The organism is Flavobacterium niveum (assembly GCF_055231775.1).
Genome location: NZ_JBUYSX010000003.1, coordinates 438427 through 454520 on the forward strand (window position 1 = coordinate 438427; position 16094 = coordinate 454520).

The window sequence follows — 16094 nt, forward strand, 5'->3', positions numbered from 1 at the left end:
GGAGTTTTTTAAAAGTGATGCTATTTTTACACAAACTTTGACATATGCCGATACTCATTACCAATATAAAAGAACTACTACAGGTTCGCGATACCCATATTGATAAACTCAGTGGTGCCGAAATGGCTACACTACCCGCATTGCAAAACGCATGGCTGCTTATAGAGGGCGATACCATAACAGGCTTTGGCACAATGGATAGCTGCCCTGCCCTGCCAGATGCAGAGGTTATAGACGCCACCGGAAAAACTGTGCTACCCACCTGGTGCGACAGCCATACCCACCTGGTATATGCAGGCAACCGCGAACAGGAATTTGTAGACCGTATTAACGGGCTGAGCTATGAAGAAATAGCCAACCGTGGCGGTGGCATCCTTAATTCGGCAAACAGGCTGAACGAAACCGGCGAAGACGAACTGTACGAACAAAGCCGCAAACGCCTGGAAGAAGTGATGAAACTGGGTACGGGGGCTATTGAGATAAAATCAGGATACGGGCTCACTGTGGAGGGCGAACTTAAAATGCTGCGCGTAGTAAAGCGCCTGCGCGAAAATTACCCGGTAGCTGTTAAGGCTACTTTCCTTGGGGCGCATGCTTTCCCAAAAGAGTATAAAGAAAACCATACGGGCTACATTGACCTGATTATAAACGAAATGCTGCCTGCTATTGTAAACGAAGGTTTGGCAGATTATATCGATGCGTTTTGTGAAACCGGATATTTTTCTGTGGAAGAAACCGAACGCATTATGGAAGCCGGTAAACGCTACGGCCTGGAAGCCAAAATACACGTGAACCAGTTTACAGCTATTGAAGGTATAGCTGCCTGTGTAAAACACAATGCGCTCAGTGTAGACCACCTGGAAATTGTTACCGATGAAGATATTAATGCTCTTAAAGGCAGCCGCACCATGCCGGTAGCGCTACCCACCTGCTCGTTCTTCATTAGCATACCATATACACCTGCCCGGCAAATGCTTAATGCAGGCCTGCCCCTTGCCCTGGCTACCGACTACAATCCCGGTACCACGCCCAGCGGCAACATGAACCTTGTAGTAGCTACAGCCTGCATCAAAATGAAAATGACCCCGGAAGAAGCAATAAACGCAGCCACTATAAACGGCGCTTATGCTATGGGGCTAAGCGAGACCCACGGTAGCATTACCGTTGGTAAAAAGGCAAGTATCATCATCACCAAACCGCTCAATTCGTATTACGAACTGCCATATGCTTTTGGCAGCAACCTTATAGATACCATTATTATTGGCGGTGAAATAATATAGTAGACACAATTTACACAAAACAAAATGGGTCTGTATCAAAAAGATACAGACCCATTTTTATATTATTTACGAAGTATATTATCGTAGAGAGAAGCTTGAGCTACCTACAAGTACACCGTTATCAAACACGTTTACAAAGTAAGTACCTTTAGCAAAATCCTCACCATTAATAGTTTGGTTTATATCCAGTGTTTTGTTCTGGAAGTTAGCCTTGGTAACAAAGCTATACGTAAGCGACTGCCCGTTAAATGTTTCGGTTTTCTTTTCACCAGCAACATTGTTTTTAGGGTCTATTACCTGAACATAATATGTTTTTTCTCCGGCTATAGCCACCTCATTTGCAGCAATGGTAAAGGTAACGTCTATAACATCTACCCTGCGGGCTTTGTCTGTTTCTACCAGCTTACCAGAACTTTTCTTCTTGTAGGTTTTGGTACGTACATTAGTAATGCTAAGTTTCTGTGCTTTTTCTATTACTTTATCCTTGCTACTGTTTTGCGCTACAAGTGTATCGTTAAGGCGCTTGCTTTCATCCAGTGCACCGCGAGTACTATCGCGCTGTGTGGTAAGTGTAGCATTTTCCTCTACCAGCCTTTGGTTTTCGGCAATCAGCTTATCATGCTGCTTTTTAAGTTGAGAATATTTATTCCTGAAACCTTTCAGGTCGGCAATCTGGCCGTTAGATTTCTCTACTTCAGCCATAAGCTCTACAATTTTGGCACGTTCTGCCTCAAGCTCACCCGATAGCGAAGTGTTTTCGGCTATAGCTTTATCATAGCTTTCTTTTTGAGCCTTAAGATCGGCCATTAGCTTATCTTTTTCAGATACCAGTTGCGTTTCCGTCTCCTTACTGTCAGTACTCATTTTGTACATTACCCCAAGGCTTCCTATAAGAAGCAAGGACAATACTATGATTACTATTTTCAGTCCTGAGTTGCTTTTTTGATTTTCTTCCATAACGTTTATGTAATTAGTTTTTCAAATTTAGTTATTAATTAATACGATTTTTCTCTTTTAAGAAAAATTTACAGAAAAGTATTATTTTTGGTATAACAAGCAAGCAATGAAAAATATTATACCATTTACAGCTGCAGACCTGTTAAAATACACAAAACAGCGCAGTGGGGAGATTAAATTTGGCGAACGTATAGTAACCGTTCCTAAGGATACAGACCCGTTTGAATTTTTGAAAGAAACTGAGGCACAGTTTGTTCTGCTGGGTGTGCCCGAAGATATAGGGGTACGTGCCAACCATGGAAAACCAGGCGCAGCAAAAGCCTGGGACTATGCCCTGCGCAGCATTTGCAACATGCAACACAACCGTTTCTGCAAAGGCAGTAGCCTTGTAGTGCTTGGACAGGTAGACGTTACAGAAGCCATGGAAGCAGCTTCTGTTATAGATTCTCGTGAAAAAGAAGGCCGCAGGGAACTGAGTACACTGGTAGAAAAGATAGACAAAGACGTATCTCATATAGTATGCCGCATTATTCAGGCGGGTAAAATACCTATTGTATTGGGCGGTGGGCATAACAATGCTTATGGTAATGTAAAAGGTGCCGCGCTGGCAAAAGGAAAGCCGATTAATGCTGTAAACTACGACAGCCGTGCACGCCTGCGTATGCTGGAAGGACGCCACAGCGGTAATGGCTTTAGCTATGCATTTGAAGAAGGGTTCCTGAAAAATTACTTTATTTTCGGGATGCACGAAAGTTATGCCAACAAAGGCATACTCGAAACTATTAAAAAGCATAACGACCGCCTGCGGTATAACACTTATGAGCAGATTGCTGTACGCAAGGAAAAACACTTTAATGAGGAATTGGCACTCGCCAAAGGTTTTATTGCCGATGACCCATTCGGGCTGGAACTGGATTTGTCTGCCCTGCCCCACTTCCCTACTGATACCATGACGGCAAGCGGTTTCAGTATAGAAAAAGCACGACAGTTTATACATTATTTCGGGCAATGCCGCAATGTAACCTATTTGCACATATGCGAAGCGGTGCCGGAACTGGAGTATGAAAGCTACATACACCTTACCGGAAAAGTAATTGCAGCACTGATAGCCGACTTCATTAAATCTAAAATGGAATAGTTACAGATATAACATAATTGTTAATTTTTAACAATTCATTAAGAATAACTAAATTGTAGCTAAAAAAATATTCAATTAAAGGATAATTTTTATTGAAAAAACGATATTTCAAATAGTGATTTTGCCTAATTTTACATTCCCGCATCAGTTTCTAAACCAACTGTTTTCGGTACGTTAAAATTTCTTTCCGGCACAAACATTATTAATAACACTTTTTGCCGGTATATACCGTATAATGCTATAGACCTGTTTGCAAAGCCTCCGCAAACAGGTTTTTTATTTTGTTACGCTTTCATAGGTTGGCTCTCCATTGTTTATAAGGTATAAATACATAAACATACAAAATGCTGCTATAGCCCCAAATGTATGCCATAAAAAGTGCGTACCCCATGCCATCCAGTGCCAAGGGTCGGCCACCCTAAAAGTAAGTGCGCATACAAATGCAACCAAAGCATAGCCTACCCACCTACCGTGGTTAAATTTTGTTTTTATAAGGTAACCTAAAACAGGAAGTAATACTATGCATCCCATTATGGCATAATTAATATTTATGTAAAGCTGCACATTTGTTGCTCCTTTCAGGTAAGTGCGTAATATGTACCAGAATGCCATATATGCCACAACCAGCAGTAGTGCATAATACCATTTTGTAAGCCTGCTGATGAAATAAATTCCCGCAAAAACGCACAGCAGCATAATAGGCACCCAGTCCATCATGATGAAGAAAGTCCATTGGCGCAGGCCGTGGTATATGGTGCCGCCAATACCTCCTATATATAGGAGTACTAATGCAAAACTGAGAAATGTATATTGCCTGCCCCTGCCCCACAGCTTAAATGTCCAATAAATGGCTATGGCAAGGAAAAAGCACGATGTTATGGCATTAAGCGGTTCGGGGAACAGGTAATGCATATCGGTTTCGGTATAGATGATACCGCCGTCCGGTGGCAACAATTGTGGCATACAGTAGTATTTATCGCATAAAAATACAAGGTTTAAACATTGATAAGGTATGGGTTTAATAAATTTTTATAAAATTTTACATACTAATAGCATTTACAATGCGCACATTTTCAAAATGTTAATTTTTAACACATGGTGTATTTTACAATATTGTGTACTGTACAAAAGTGTAAGTATTACAACCATAAAATTTTATACTTTTATATCTCTACTGAAGATATCCTACAAAACCAGTTATAACGAAAAATACCGTATGGAACTTTACCTGAAGTACAACATAGACACCCTGTGTAAGGTTCTGCTGCAGCAGCAACTCGATAAATTTAATATAGACTGCAAGGTGACTGAGCCGGGATATGTAAATTTTAAAAGCGGCGTACCTGCCGATACCTATCATGCCTTTTTAAAATCGCTGGAGGCATTCGGTATAGAAATCGTTGACAACCAAAAGAATATATTGGTACAAAAAATAAAGAATGTAATCCTGGAAATGCTGTATGCAGATAAGGGCATGCAATCGCTTAAAATATCTACGTACCTGTCTGAAAAGCTCGGTGAAAACTACCGTACACTTTCTCAGGTTTTTTCGGAAGTTACTTTTATATCTATCGAAAATTTCATTATTTTGCACAAGATTGAAAGGGTTAAGCAACTATTGTTAACAGAAAATTTATCGCTTACCGAGATTTCTTTCATGATGAATTATAGCAGCGTGGCTTACCTTTCGCAGCAGTTTAAAAATATTACAGGGGTAACGCCCTCTGCCTTCAGGAAAATAATGCGTCAAAAAAGGATTACTGATATTAAATAAATCTTTAAAAAAATTGATGCACGATAAACCACTGCATATAATGCTTGCCGACGACGATGAAGATGACCGCCTGTTTTTTAAGGAGGCATTTGAGGAGGTAAAGATAAAATACGACATTACCACCTTTAACGATGGCGAGCAGCTTATGGAATACCTAAATACTCCCGGCAGTGTACTCCCGGATATCGTTTTCCTGGACCTGAACATGCCCCGAAAAAGCGGTATGGAGTGTCTTAAGGAAATAAGGCAAAACGACCAGCTAAAGAAAATATCGGTAGCCATATATTCCACTTCTTCATCTGAACAGGATATTGAGGAAACCTTTGTAGCCGGAGCTAACGTTTACATTAAAAAGCCTAACGACTTTAACATGCTGAAAAAAGTACTTAGTGATGTGGTACACATTAACTGGCAGCATATTTCAGATGGGTTAAGCAAAGACAATTTTATACTAAGCCTATAACAAAAACGCCCTGCATATTGCAGGGCGTTTTTGTTTGATATTTTATATACTATAAAAAAGCAGGATAAGTTTATCCTGCTTTTTTTATTATTCCTTAGTCCAGGTATTATCGCTTATATTAATATCCGGAACGAAGCGTCCCGGGTCTATATCCAGTATTTTAATTTTCTTGGTGGTTTTAAAGAAATGATTCCATTCGTTGCCACGTTGCCATATTTCTACCGGCAGGGTACGCACCTCTGTAGTATTATCGTCATAGGTTACTTTATACACTACCGGGGCAGGCATGTCGCCTTTGTTTGTAAAGGTTATCAGGTAACCGTCTTTTTCTTCAGCTACTGCAGATATACCAAGGTCTATATTGGCATTGCTAAGGAACCATCCCCTCCAGAACCAGTTAAGGTTCTCACCTGCAGCATTGTCCATGGCGTTAAAAAAGTCGGTTGGCTGCGGGTGCTTGTATGCCCAGTTTTTTATATAATTACGAAAAGCGTAATCAAACCTTTCGTGGCCCAATATGTATTCGCGCAGCATTATAAGACCGGTTGCAGGCTTGTAATATGCTGTATAACCTAAATTCATAGACGACCTTGCTACATCTGGGTAGGTAGCTATGCTTTCGCGTTTGCTGCTCTTTAGCCAAAAAACATGGGCACGGCTTTTACCAATATTGCTCGGGTACTCATTGTTATTAAATGCCCCGGCGCTGTAGTAGTTGATGAATGTATTGAATCCTTCATCCATCCACGCATAACGGCGCTCGTTGCTGCCCACTATCATAGGGAACCAGTTGTGGCCAAACTCGTGGTCGGTTACTTCCCAAAGGTCGCCGCGGATACTTGTAGCACCACAAAAAGACACACCCGGATATTCCATACCGCCCACATTACTGGCTACATTTATGGCATTAGGATAAGGGTATTCAAACCACGTTTTAGAATAGTGCTCTATACTGCCCTTTACGTATTCGGTACTGCGACCCCAGGCATTGTTATCATCTACTTCTTTAGTATATACCGATTGTGCCAGTGCTTTTTTACCGCTTGGCAGGTTGATACGTGCAGCATCCCAAATAAAATTCTTCGCAGTGGTAAACGCCACGTCGCGTGTGTTTTCCATCTTAAAGTGCCAGGTAACCTTACCACTCTGCACCGGTCGGGTTACGGTAGTATTACCAGCCTCTTCAGGAGAAATAATATATACGGTTTTATCGCTGTTTTTGGCCTGTTCCAGGCGTTGCTGCTCTTGTTTTGTAAGCACTTCGCCGGCATTTACAAGCAAACCTGAGCCTGCTACTATGTGGTTGTACGGTACTGTAACTTTGTAATCAAAGTTGCCGTACTCCACATAGAACTCACCAGCGCCAAGGTACGGTTCTGTATTCCAGCCTATAACATCATCGTATACAGCCACACGCGGATACCATTGGGCTATAGAGTATGTAGTACCACCCTGTGTAGTAAGGCGCCCCATACGATCCATACCTTCAGACGGGATTTTAAACTCAAAATCCATACTTACAGTTGCTTTGCCACCATTAGCTTTAATCGGTTTATCAAAAAATACCTGGAAGCGGGTATCGCTAACCAGAAACTTAGTACCTGTAAAACCCTTGGTCTTAGCAGAAAGGTTGGTTATATTCAGGCCACCGTCGGTATCGCCGCTATAACGGTTACCACTAACGGGCGTAGTAAGCGTACCGCGCGAATTCTCGGTAAAGCGGTTCTGCTCGGCATACATCCATATATAATACAGGTCTTGCGGGCTGTTATTGTAGTAGGTCATGGTAAGCTTGCCTTTCAGGGTATTGCTTACATCGTCTAGCTCGGCCTCTATAACATAGTCGGCGTGGTTTTGCCAGTATTCCGGGCCGGGTGTTCCACTGGCAGCCCTGTAGGTATTGCCGCGGCGGTACATAATGTCATCAAACTTTTCCTGGTTGGTAGGGTCGGCTTCCTGGGCAAAGGCCGTAAAAGCAGTAAGGCCTATGAACCAGAATATTTTTTGTATTTTCATTAAATTAAGGTAATGGTTATGTTTCCTTTGCGACCAAAGATACCTAACTTAATGTAAATAATAAAATTGATACAATATTTTACTTTATATCTAATTTTATGAAATAACGGCTGCTTCAAACTGAAGTTTTGAGTATTTTTGCAGGGATTTTTTACAACCTCTTTGTACATACACAAATGAACAAAATAGCATCTTTCCTGTTTTCTACCCGTTTAATGGCCATGTTGTTCCTACTCTTTGCTGCTGCTATGGGCATAGGCACATTTATAGAAGACGCATATAATACCGAAACCGCACGCGTATTTATCTATAATACATGGTGGTTTGAAGGTATAATGCTGGTTTTCCTGATTAACTTTTTGGGCAACATAAAAAAATACCAGCTTCACAAACGCGAGAAATGGGCTACGCTGCTATTGCACCTTGCCTTTATATTAATACTTATAGGCGCTTTTGTAACCCGCTACCTGAGCTACGAAGGCATGATGCCAATACGCGAAAAGGCTACCGAACACCAGTTTTACAGCGATAAACCTTACCTTACCGTATGGGTAGATGGCGAATACCAAGGGCAGGTAATGCGCCGTACGTATGAAAAGACGATACTGATGACCAGTAAAGAAATGCCGCTTTTGGCAAGCAACCACTTCAGTATAGATGATGAGTTTAACAGCATACCTTTTGAAATAGAGTACAAAAACTATGTTTTGGGTGCGAAAGAAAACATAGTGCCCGATGCTAACGGAACCGAATACATGAAACTGGTAGAGCAAAGCCAGGGTAAACGCGCCGAACATTACCTGAAGGCTGGGGAAGTACAAAACATAAACAACATACTGTTTGCCTTTAATAAGCCTACTGCCGGTGCTATTAACATTACCAAAAATGGCGAAGACTATACACTAAGCGCCCCGTTTGAAGGTAGCTTTATGCGCATGGCCGACCGTATGCAGGGCAAAGTAGCCAAAGACACTGTGCAGCCGCTTATGTTCCGATCACTGTATAATGTGGCGGGTGCCATGTTTGTACTGCCTGAACGTGCCATAAAAGGTAAAGTGGATTATGTGTTTAACGGTGACTATAAAACCAAGGACGATTCGGCATTAACGCTTACCGTAAAAACACAGGGCGAAGAAAAAGAAGTAACCCTTATGGGTGGTAACCAGAAGATAGGCGTACCGGTGGCCTTTAAAATAGGTAAGCTTGATTTCACGCTGCTGTACGGCAGTAAAACCTACGAACTTCCGTTTGATGTAACGCTTAACGACTTTATAGCAAACCGCTATCCCGGTATGGAAGGTATGAGCGCCGGATATTCGTCATTTGAAAGTAAAGTTACTATAGACGATACTGAGAAGAAAGACAAATTTGACTACCATATTTATATGAACCACGTGCTTGATTACCGTGGCTACCGTTTCTTCCAGTCGGGTTTTGACCCGGATGAGCTGGGTACCAAACTATCGGTAAGCCACGACTTTTGGGGTACATGGATATCGTATGCCGGTTACTTTTTGTTGTACCTGGGGCTTATGGCTATTTTGTTTGACAAAAACACCCGCTTTGGCGACCTGAAAAGGAAGATTGATAAAATACACGAGAAGAAAGCCGGACTTACCGCCCTGCTTGTACTGTTCTTTGCATTGGGCGGATATGCGCAAACGCACAATCACGACCATGATCACAATCACGACCATGACCATTCCCAAGAAGAAAAACACCAGCATGACAGGCCAACCGATAAACAGCTGGATTCTATTTTTGAGAAATATAAGGTAAGCAAGGAGCATGCTGCTAAGTTTGGCCGTATCCTTATTCAGGATAATGGGCGTGTGATGCCAATTAACACATTCTCTTCTGAACTTTTGCGCAAGCTGAGCAAGAAGGAAACATTCCATGGCATGAACTCAGACCAGGCACTGCTTTCCATGACGCTTATGGACAGGATGTGGTATGAAGTGCCTGTCATTTTTCTTGCAAGGCATAACGACAGCCTGCGTAAAATAACCGGGCTTCCTGTTGATACCGAGTATGCTGCCATGTCCGATTTTTTTGATGACAAGGGTAACTATAAGCTGAGCGCTGTACTGGAAGAAGGCGCCCATAAAAAGGAAATGAATAAGTTTGATAAGGACTTTAAAGATATTAATGAACGTATAGTATTGCTTAACCTTACCCTTTCGGGGCAGTTGTTTAAGGTACTTCCGGTGCCGGGCAACAAAAACCACAAGTGGGTATCGTATACCGAGGCAGTTACCGACAGTATTAAGGGTATGGATACCATACGCAATATAGTGCCGTATTATTTCGGGTCACTTGGCGGGGCAGTACAAACCGGAGGTTATAAAGCTGCCGATGACATACTGGATAACCTGAGCCTGTACCAAAAGAAAATGGGCACTACAGTAATACCATCTGATCGTAAAATTGACGCAGAGTTGTTGTACAACAAGGTGAATATTTTTGAAAGGCTTTTCCAGTACTACCTATATGCAGGGTTATTGATGCTTGTATTTGCCCTAATCAAAATTTTTAAAGACACACGCGGTATAAATACTTCTATCAAAGTTTTCCGTACCATTATATGGATATTGTTTGCACTGCATACAGCCGGGCTTATTGTACGTTGGTACTTATCGGGCCACGCCCCATGGAGTAACGCTTACGAGTCTATAGTCTATGTTGCCTGGGCTACAATGTTCTTTGGACTTGCGCTGGGTGCAGGCTTTACCCCTAATATAATACTGCATCTTGTTATGAAGATAAGCTTCGTAAAAGATTATGTAAAGCGAAGGTCAGACCTTGTGGTTGCAGCGGCCGCTTTTGTAACCAGTATTATCCTTATGGTAGCACACTGGAACTGGCTTGATAGTGCTATTGCTAACCTGCAGCCGGTACTTAATTCCTATTGGCTGATGATACACGTAGCGGTGATTGTAGCCAGCTACGGGCCATTTACACTGTCTATGATACTGGGGCTTGTATCTCTTATACTGATGCTGTTTGCAACAGAAAAAAATAAAAAGAAGCTCGAACTTAATATTAAGGAACTAACCTACGTAAACGAAATGGCGCTTACCGTGGGCCTTGTAATGCTTACCATAGGTAACTTCCTTGGCGGGCAGTGGGCAAACGAAAGTTGGGGCCGTTACTGGGGTTGGGATCCTAAGGAAACCTGGGCGCTGGTAAGTATTATGGTATATGCATTTGTAATACACATGCGTCTTGTGCCAAAACTAAGAGGCACGTGGATATTCAGCCTGTTTAGCGCATTGGCATATTTCTCTATACTAATGACGTATTTTGGTGTAAACTTCTACCTTACCGGCCTGCACAGTTACGCTACCGGTGAACCGCGTACACCTGCACATTTTTACTATATGGCAGCCGGTATGCTTATCCTTGGTGGTTTTGCTTACTGGAGGTATAAAGCAGTACTGAAGAAAAAGTAGTATAACTTAGTAATAAAACAACAAAGCGCTCTCAAAAGGAGCGCTTTGTTGTTTATACGTTATATATTAATGTATTTCTTTATGTAATTATATTTTACAGCATTATAATCAAGTCATTACTCATTAAAATGATTTGTAAAATGCATTTCTCAACAGAAGCTATCGAATACATTTCCTATCTTCTTATTAATTAATCCTGAAATAGGTTGATATTTTATTAATCAACTTTTTCAGGGCAAGACATATAAATAAAAACGCCCCGCAAATTGCGGGGCGTCTATTATCTGTCATCTATTATCTCTAAATCTTAGAGTAAAAGATTACTTCACTTCTTCAAAATCTACATCCTGAACATTATCTCCGGCTTCGGCACCTTGTGGCTCCGCTTGCTGGGCACCACCCTGTCCGCCTTCGGCCTGGGCTTTGTAAAGCTCTTCAGATGCAGTTTTCCAGGCTTCGTTAATCTTGTCAAGCGCAGGCTGTATGGTAGCAGCGTCTTTGCTTTCGTAAGCAGCTTTAAGCTCGGTAAGGGCAGCTTCAATGTTGCCTTTGTTTCCGGCAGAAAGCTTATCGCCAAATTCTGAAAGTTGTTTTTCAGTCTGGAAAATCATGGCATCAGCTTCGTTAAGCTTTTCAACCTTTTCTTTTGCAGCCTTGTCAGCTTCAGCGTTTTCTTCAGCTTCGCGGCGCATCCTTTCGATTTCTTCCTGTGTAAGACCTGAAGAAGCCTCAATACGGATGTCATGCGACTTGCCTGTACCTTTATCTGTAGCCGATACTTTAATGATACCGTTAGCATCAATATCAAAAGTTACTTCAATTTGAGGTACGCCTCTTGGTGCAGAAGGAATTCCGTCAAGGTGGAAACGTCCGATAGTTTTGTTGTCGTTAGCCATTGGCCTTTCACCTTGTATCACGTGGATTTCTACTGATGGCTGGTTGTCAGCTGCGGTAGAGAATGTCTGTGATTTTTTGGTAGGGATAGTAGTGTTAGCCTCGATAAGCTTGGTCATTACACCACCCATAGTTTCGATACCAAGAGAAAGCGGGGTTACGTCAAGAAGTAGTACGTCTTTAACGTCGCCGGTAAGTACACCACCCTGGATAGCAGCACCAATAGCCACAACCTCGTCCGGGTTAACACCTTTTGAAGGTTTTTTACCAAAGAATTTCTCCACTTCTTCTTGTATACGTGGTATACGTGTAGAACCACCTACAAGGATAACTTCGTCAATATCTGAAGTTTTAAGACCTGCATCCTGAAGCGCCTTTGCAACAGGCTTCATAGAACGCTGTACAAGATCATCGGCAAGTTGCTCAAACTTAGCACGTGTAAGTGTTTTTACAAGGTGCTTAGGGCCTGAAGCAGTTGCAGTAACGTACGGCAGGTTTATTTCGGTCTGTGCAGAGGCAGAAAGTTCAATTTTAGCTTTTTCAGCAGCCTCTTTAAGGCGTTGTAGTGCCATTGGGTCTTTGCGCAGGTCTACACCTTCTTCGCTGTTAAACTCATTGGCAAGCCAATCGATGATTACCTGGTCAAAGTCGTCACCACCAAGGTGTGTATCACCATTAGTAGAAAGCACTTCAAATACGCCGTCGCCAAGCTCAAGGATAGAAATATCAAATGTACCACCACCAAGGTCATATACGGCTATTTTTTGGTCAACACCGGCTTTATCAAGGCCGTAGGCAAGTGCAGCTGCAGTAGGCTCGTTAATAATCCTCCTTACTTTAAGGCCTGCAATTTCACCGGCTTCTTTAGTAGCCTGGCGCTGTGCATCGTTAAAGTAAGCCGGTACAGTAATAACGGCTTCTGTTACAGTTTGCCCAAGGTAATCCTCAGCGGTTTTCTTCATTTTCTGAAGCGTCATGGCGCTAAGCTCCTGTGGAGTGTAAAGGCGGCCATCAATGTCTACACGTGGGGTGTCGTTGTCACCTTTCACCACTTTGTAAGCTACTGTAGATGCTTCTTTAGCACTTTCAGTATACTTGTTACCCATAAAACGCTTAATAGAAGCTATGGTTTTTGTAGGGTTAGTTACCGCCTGCCTTTTAGCAGGGTCGCCCACCTTAATTTCGCCTCCTTCAACAAAAGCGATTACCGATGGCGTGGTCCTTTTCCCTTCGGCATTTGCAATAACAACCGGCTCACCGCCTTCCATTACGGCTACGCAAGAGTTGGTTGTTCCTAAGTCGATTCCTATTATCTTACTCATCTTATATAGTTTATTTTTTTGTTTCCGATTTATATTTTTATTTCAGTACGCTTTCTATTAGTCAATGATTGTGCCAGTAAACCATGCCATTCAAAACTGTGTAAATTGTCAGAAAACTTATGACAAGTTGACACGGAAGAATCATTCCAAATAGTTAATGTCACACTTTTTGTCAATACAGGTCGTGTTTTTTTAGTAAATTTATAGTAACTCCATCAAAACTGAATTATAACCAAAACCACCAAATGATGCACACCATGCCTGTACTTCGTTATAAATACGCAGCATTTTATTCGGCAGCGGCTATTATTATCCTCAGCGTACTGTCTTTAATCGGCTGGGTATATGATAATGAAACCCTGAAAAGCGTAGTGCCCGGGTACACCACTATGAAGGTAAGTACCGCTATCGGCCTTATCCTGCTATCCGTTTCACTGATACTCCACCTGGCACATTCACTGCAAAAATACAGGCTGTTGGCACGTATATTGGCAGGTTCGGCAGCACTCATCGGGTTTGTAGGCCTGGAGCAAAGCCTTATACAAGACAGGCCTTTGTCTCACCTGTTGTATGCAGCGTGGCAAAACCGCGAAACCTATATGGTGCAGGGCAAAATATCAATATACACCTCATCGTGCTTTTTGTTCTCGGGATTAGGGTTGCTACTGGGTAACAGTAAAAAGAACACGGTCATCACCCTATCACAATACCTGCTTCATGGCGTAACCTTTATATCCACTTTAGAGCTGCTTGGGTATATTTTCAATTTACAGGACGTATACACTTATAATGAGTACCGCCCTATGGCCATAAACACCGGTGTGTGTTTTGTGTTGTTTTCTGTGGCAGCCAGCCTACTCAATTACCGCCACGGCCTTACCCGCCTGTTTACCGGTACAGGTATAGGCAATGTAATGGCACGCAGGCTGTTTATAAAAATATCGGCGGCTATGCTGCTGATGAGTTACATAGACGGTTATATAGACCACTACCAGTTTATGTTCAGGCAAACGAACTCATTGATATTTGCGGTCCTAATCATTGTTATAAGCCTTGTGTTTATCTGGCAAACGTCAAAAAAACTAAACTCACTGGAACACAAAATGCTGCTGGAAACTGAAAAGCTGAACAGTGTTTTTGAAGCCCTGCCCAATGCCCTTGTTATAGCCAACGAAGAAGGTAGAATATTGCTTGCAAACCTTGAAACGGAAAAGATGTTTGGCTACAAGAAGGAAGAAATGCTGGGGAATAAGATAGAAATGCTGCTGCCCGGCCGCTTTAAGGCATTGCACCCCGAGAAAAGGAAACGCTTTTTTGTACGGCCAACCTCAAGGAAGTATACCTCTGAAGCGGAACTGTATGCATGTAATAAGGACGGACATGAATTTCCCATAGAACTTGGCCTTACCCCGCTGAAAACGGAAGACGGCTTTGTGGGCCTTGCCATAGTGGTAGACATTACCGAACGTAAAAACACCGAACGCATTATTAATGAACAGATGCGCGAACTGAAAATAAAAAACCAGGAGATGGAGCAGTTTAACTACATAGCCTCACATGACCTGCAGGAACCGCTCCGCACGGTATCTAATTATATTGGGTTGCTACGGGAGGATTATCCTGAAGCGCTTACCGATGAAATAGGCATGCACCTTGACGAAATGGAACAGGCCACCACACGCATGAGTGGTCTTATAAGGCACCTGCTAAATTATGGGCTCCTGGGTCGCGACAAGCAACTGTCTACTACCGATACGGCTACAATTGTAAACGAAGTAAAAGCCGACCTGAAAGGGCTTATCACTGCATCAAACGTAGAAATATATACCGACACTCCCCTGCCGGTAATCCCTGCTTATGAAACAGAACTCCGCCAACTTTTCCAGAACCTGATAAACAATGCCGTAAAATTTTGCCGGAAAGATGTCCAATGCACTATACACATAGGCTACAGCTACAACAATAATGAGCACAAACATGAGTTTTATGTATCAGATAACGGTATTGGTATAGATGAGAAGCATTTTAAGAGCATTTTCAATATTTTCCAACGCGTAAACCGTCGCGACGATTATGAAGGTTATGGCGTGGGGCTAGCCAATTGTAAAAAGATTGCCGAAATGCACGGGGGCAAAATATGGGTAACATCTGTACCCGGTGAAGGCAGTACTTTCTGGTTTACAATAGCTAACCTTGAAAGCTAAAAAATGTTAAGGATATGCTAATTAGGGAAAACCCTATGAAATTTCACGAAAATTGTAGGTAAATTTCCCCTGTTTTATATCCCAAGAAAATAAACATATCCAAAATTACTAAAACTAATCGCTGAACGCATTGTACACAAAAGGCTTATACCATACAAAAGCATTGGATTTCAGCTCTATAACTGATTAATATGGACAGACAGATAAAGCTGATAATGCTTATTGATGACAACAAGATTGACAACTTTTTTCATGAAAGGGCCATCAAAAAACATAACCCCGAGATTACAGTTACCGCTTACCTTTCGGCAGATGAAGCGCTTAATGCCATAAAAACCGCTGATACCGACGCACTGCCCGACCTTATTTTCCTCGACATAAATATGCCCGGCATGAACGGCTGGGAGTTTTTAGATGCTTATTTTGCGCTCGAAGAAACGCAAAAGAAGAGCCGCATCATAACCATGCTCAGCACATCTGAAAACCCCGACGACATGAAAGTAGCCGAAGGCCGTGGCGTAAGTTTCAGCTCCAAGCCGCTTACTACTGCCGCAATCATGGAAATAGAGGAAAAATTCCTGGCGCTGGAATAGG

At 42.3% G+C, this 16094-nt stretch carries 11 protein-coding genes; 7 read left to right on the forward strand and 4 right to left on the reverse strand.

Annotated features, from left to right (window positions below; translation table 11 throughout):
* Positions 1-44 precede the first annotated feature (44 nt).
* Entirely contained in the window at positions 45-1280 is a 1236-nt protein-coding gene (hutI, locus tag ACZIX4_RS10360) for an imidazolonepropionase (protein ID WP_463335559.1), read from the forward strand.
* Positions 1281-1358: 78 nt separating this feature from the next.
* On the opposite strand, the gene ACZIX4_RS10365 is transcribed toward hutI, so the two are convergent.
* Complete coding sequence (locus ACZIX4_RS10365) at positions 1359-2237, reverse strand: hypothetical protein (protein ID WP_463335560.1); 879 nt, start codon at positions 2235-2237, stop codon at positions 1359-1361.
* 106 nt (positions 2238-2343) lie between these two features.
* Here ACZIX4_RS10365 and ACZIX4_RS10370 point away from each other — a divergent pair, with 106 nt between their 5' ends.
* Positions 2344-3375, forward strand: coding sequence for a formimidoylglutamase (locus ACZIX4_RS10370; protein ID WP_463335561.1), 1032 nt, complete (start codon positions 2344-2346; stop codon positions 3373-3375).
* Positions 3376-3651: 276 nt separating this feature from the next.
* On the opposite strand, the gene ACZIX4_RS10375 is transcribed toward ACZIX4_RS10370, so the two are convergent.
* On the reverse strand, positions 3652-4338 hold the full coding sequence (locus ACZIX4_RS10375) for a hypothetical protein (RefSeq protein WP_463335562.1): 687 nt from the start codon (positions 4336-4338) through the stop codon (positions 3652-3654).
* A gap of 253 nt (positions 4339-4591) precedes the next feature.
* Here ACZIX4_RS10375 and ACZIX4_RS10380 point away from each other — a divergent pair, with 253 nt between their 5' ends.
* Positions 4592-5149 carry a helix-turn-helix domain-containing protein gene (locus ACZIX4_RS10380; protein WP_463335563.1) on the forward strand — a complete coding sequence of 186 codons (558 nt, stop codon included), beginning with the start codon at positions 4592-4594 and terminating at the stop codon, positions 5147-5149.
* Positions 5150-5165: 16 nt separating this feature from the next.
* Positions 5166-5612, forward strand: a complete 447-nt coding sequence (locus ACZIX4_RS10385) for a response regulator (RefSeq protein WP_463335564.1) — start codon at positions 5166-5168, stop codon at positions 5610-5612.
* Between the two features lie 87 nt (positions 5613-5699).
* Here ACZIX4_RS10385 and ACZIX4_RS10390 read toward each other — a convergent pair whose 3' ends face one another.
* Positions 5700-7628 carry a M1 family metallopeptidase gene (locus tag ACZIX4_RS10390; protein ID WP_463335565.1) on the reverse strand — a complete coding sequence of 643 codons (1929 nt, stop codon included), beginning with the start codon at positions 7626-7628 and terminating at the stop codon, positions 5700-5702.
* 176 nt (positions 7629-7804) lie between these two features.
* On the opposite strand from ACZIX4_RS10390, the gene ACZIX4_RS10395 reads away from it, so the two are divergent.
* Entirely contained in the window at positions 7805-11080 is a 3276-nt protein-coding gene (locus ACZIX4_RS10395) for a cytochrome c biogenesis protein (protein WP_463335566.1), read from the forward strand.
* A 320-nt stretch (positions 11081-11400) separates the two neighbouring features.
* On the opposite strand, the gene dnaK is transcribed toward ACZIX4_RS10395, so the two are convergent.
* Complete coding sequence (gene dnaK / locus ACZIX4_RS10400) at positions 11401-13296, reverse strand: molecular chaperone DnaK (RefSeq protein WP_463335567.1); 1896 nt, start codon at positions 13294-13296, stop codon at positions 11401-11403.
* A gap of 245 nt (positions 13297-13541) precedes the next feature.
* Here dnaK and ACZIX4_RS10405 point away from each other — a divergent pair, with 245 nt between their 5' ends.
* Positions 13542-15500, forward strand: coding sequence for a sensor histidine kinase (locus ACZIX4_RS10405; RefSeq protein ID WP_463335568.1), 1959 nt, complete (start codon positions 13542-13544; stop codon positions 15498-15500).
* Between the two features lie 191 nt (positions 15501-15691).
* Positions 15692-16093 carry a response regulator gene (locus ACZIX4_RS10410; RefSeq protein WP_463335569.1) on the forward strand — a complete coding sequence of 134 codons (402 nt, stop codon included), beginning with the start codon at positions 15692-15694 and terminating at the stop codon, positions 16091-16093.
* Position 16094 lies beyond the last annotated feature (1 nt).

Bases quoted from the DNA above. Each gene is read 5' to 3' on its own strand.
- ACZIX4_RS10380 (WP_463335563.1), top strand. From the start codon at position 4,592: ATGGAACTTTACCTGAAGTACAACATAGACACCCTGTGTAAGGTTCTG.
- ACZIX4_RS10385 (WP_463335564.1), top strand. From the start codon at position 5,166: ATGCACGATAAACCACTGCATATAATGCTTGCCGACGACGATGAAGAT.
- dnaK (WP_463335567.1), bottom strand. From the start codon at position 13,296: ATGAGTAAGATAATAGGAATCGACTTAGGAACAACCAACTCTTGCGTA.
- ACZIX4_RS10390 (WP_463335565.1), bottom strand. From the start codon at position 7,628: ATGAAAATACAAAAAATATTCTGGTTCATAGGCCTTACTGCTTTTACG.
- ACZIX4_RS10395 (WP_463335566.1), top strand. From the start codon at position 7,805: ATGAACAAAATAGCATCTTTCCTGTTTTCTACCCGTTTAATGGCCATG.
- ACZIX4_RS10370 (WP_463335561.1), top strand. From the start codon at position 2,344: ATGAAAAATATTATACCATTTACAGCTGCAGACCTGTTAAAATACACA.
- ACZIX4_RS10375 (WP_463335562.1), bottom strand. From the start codon at position 4,338: ATGCCACAATTGTTGCCACCGGACGGCGGTATCATCTATACCGAAACC.
- ACZIX4_RS10365 (WP_463335560.1), bottom strand. From the start codon at position 2,237: ATGGAAGAAAATCAAAAAAGCAACTCAGGACTGAAAATAGTAATCATA.
- ACZIX4_RS10405 (WP_463335568.1), top strand. From the start codon at position 13,542: ATGATGCACACCATGCCTGTACTTCGTTATAAATACGCAGCATTTTAT.
- ACZIX4_RS10410 (WP_463335569.1), top strand. From the start codon at position 15,692: ATGGACAGACAGATAAAGCTGATAATGCTTATTGATGACAACAAGATT.
- hutI (WP_463335559.1), top strand. From the start codon at position 45: ATGCCGATACTCATTACCAATATAAAAGAACTACTACAGGTTCGCGAT.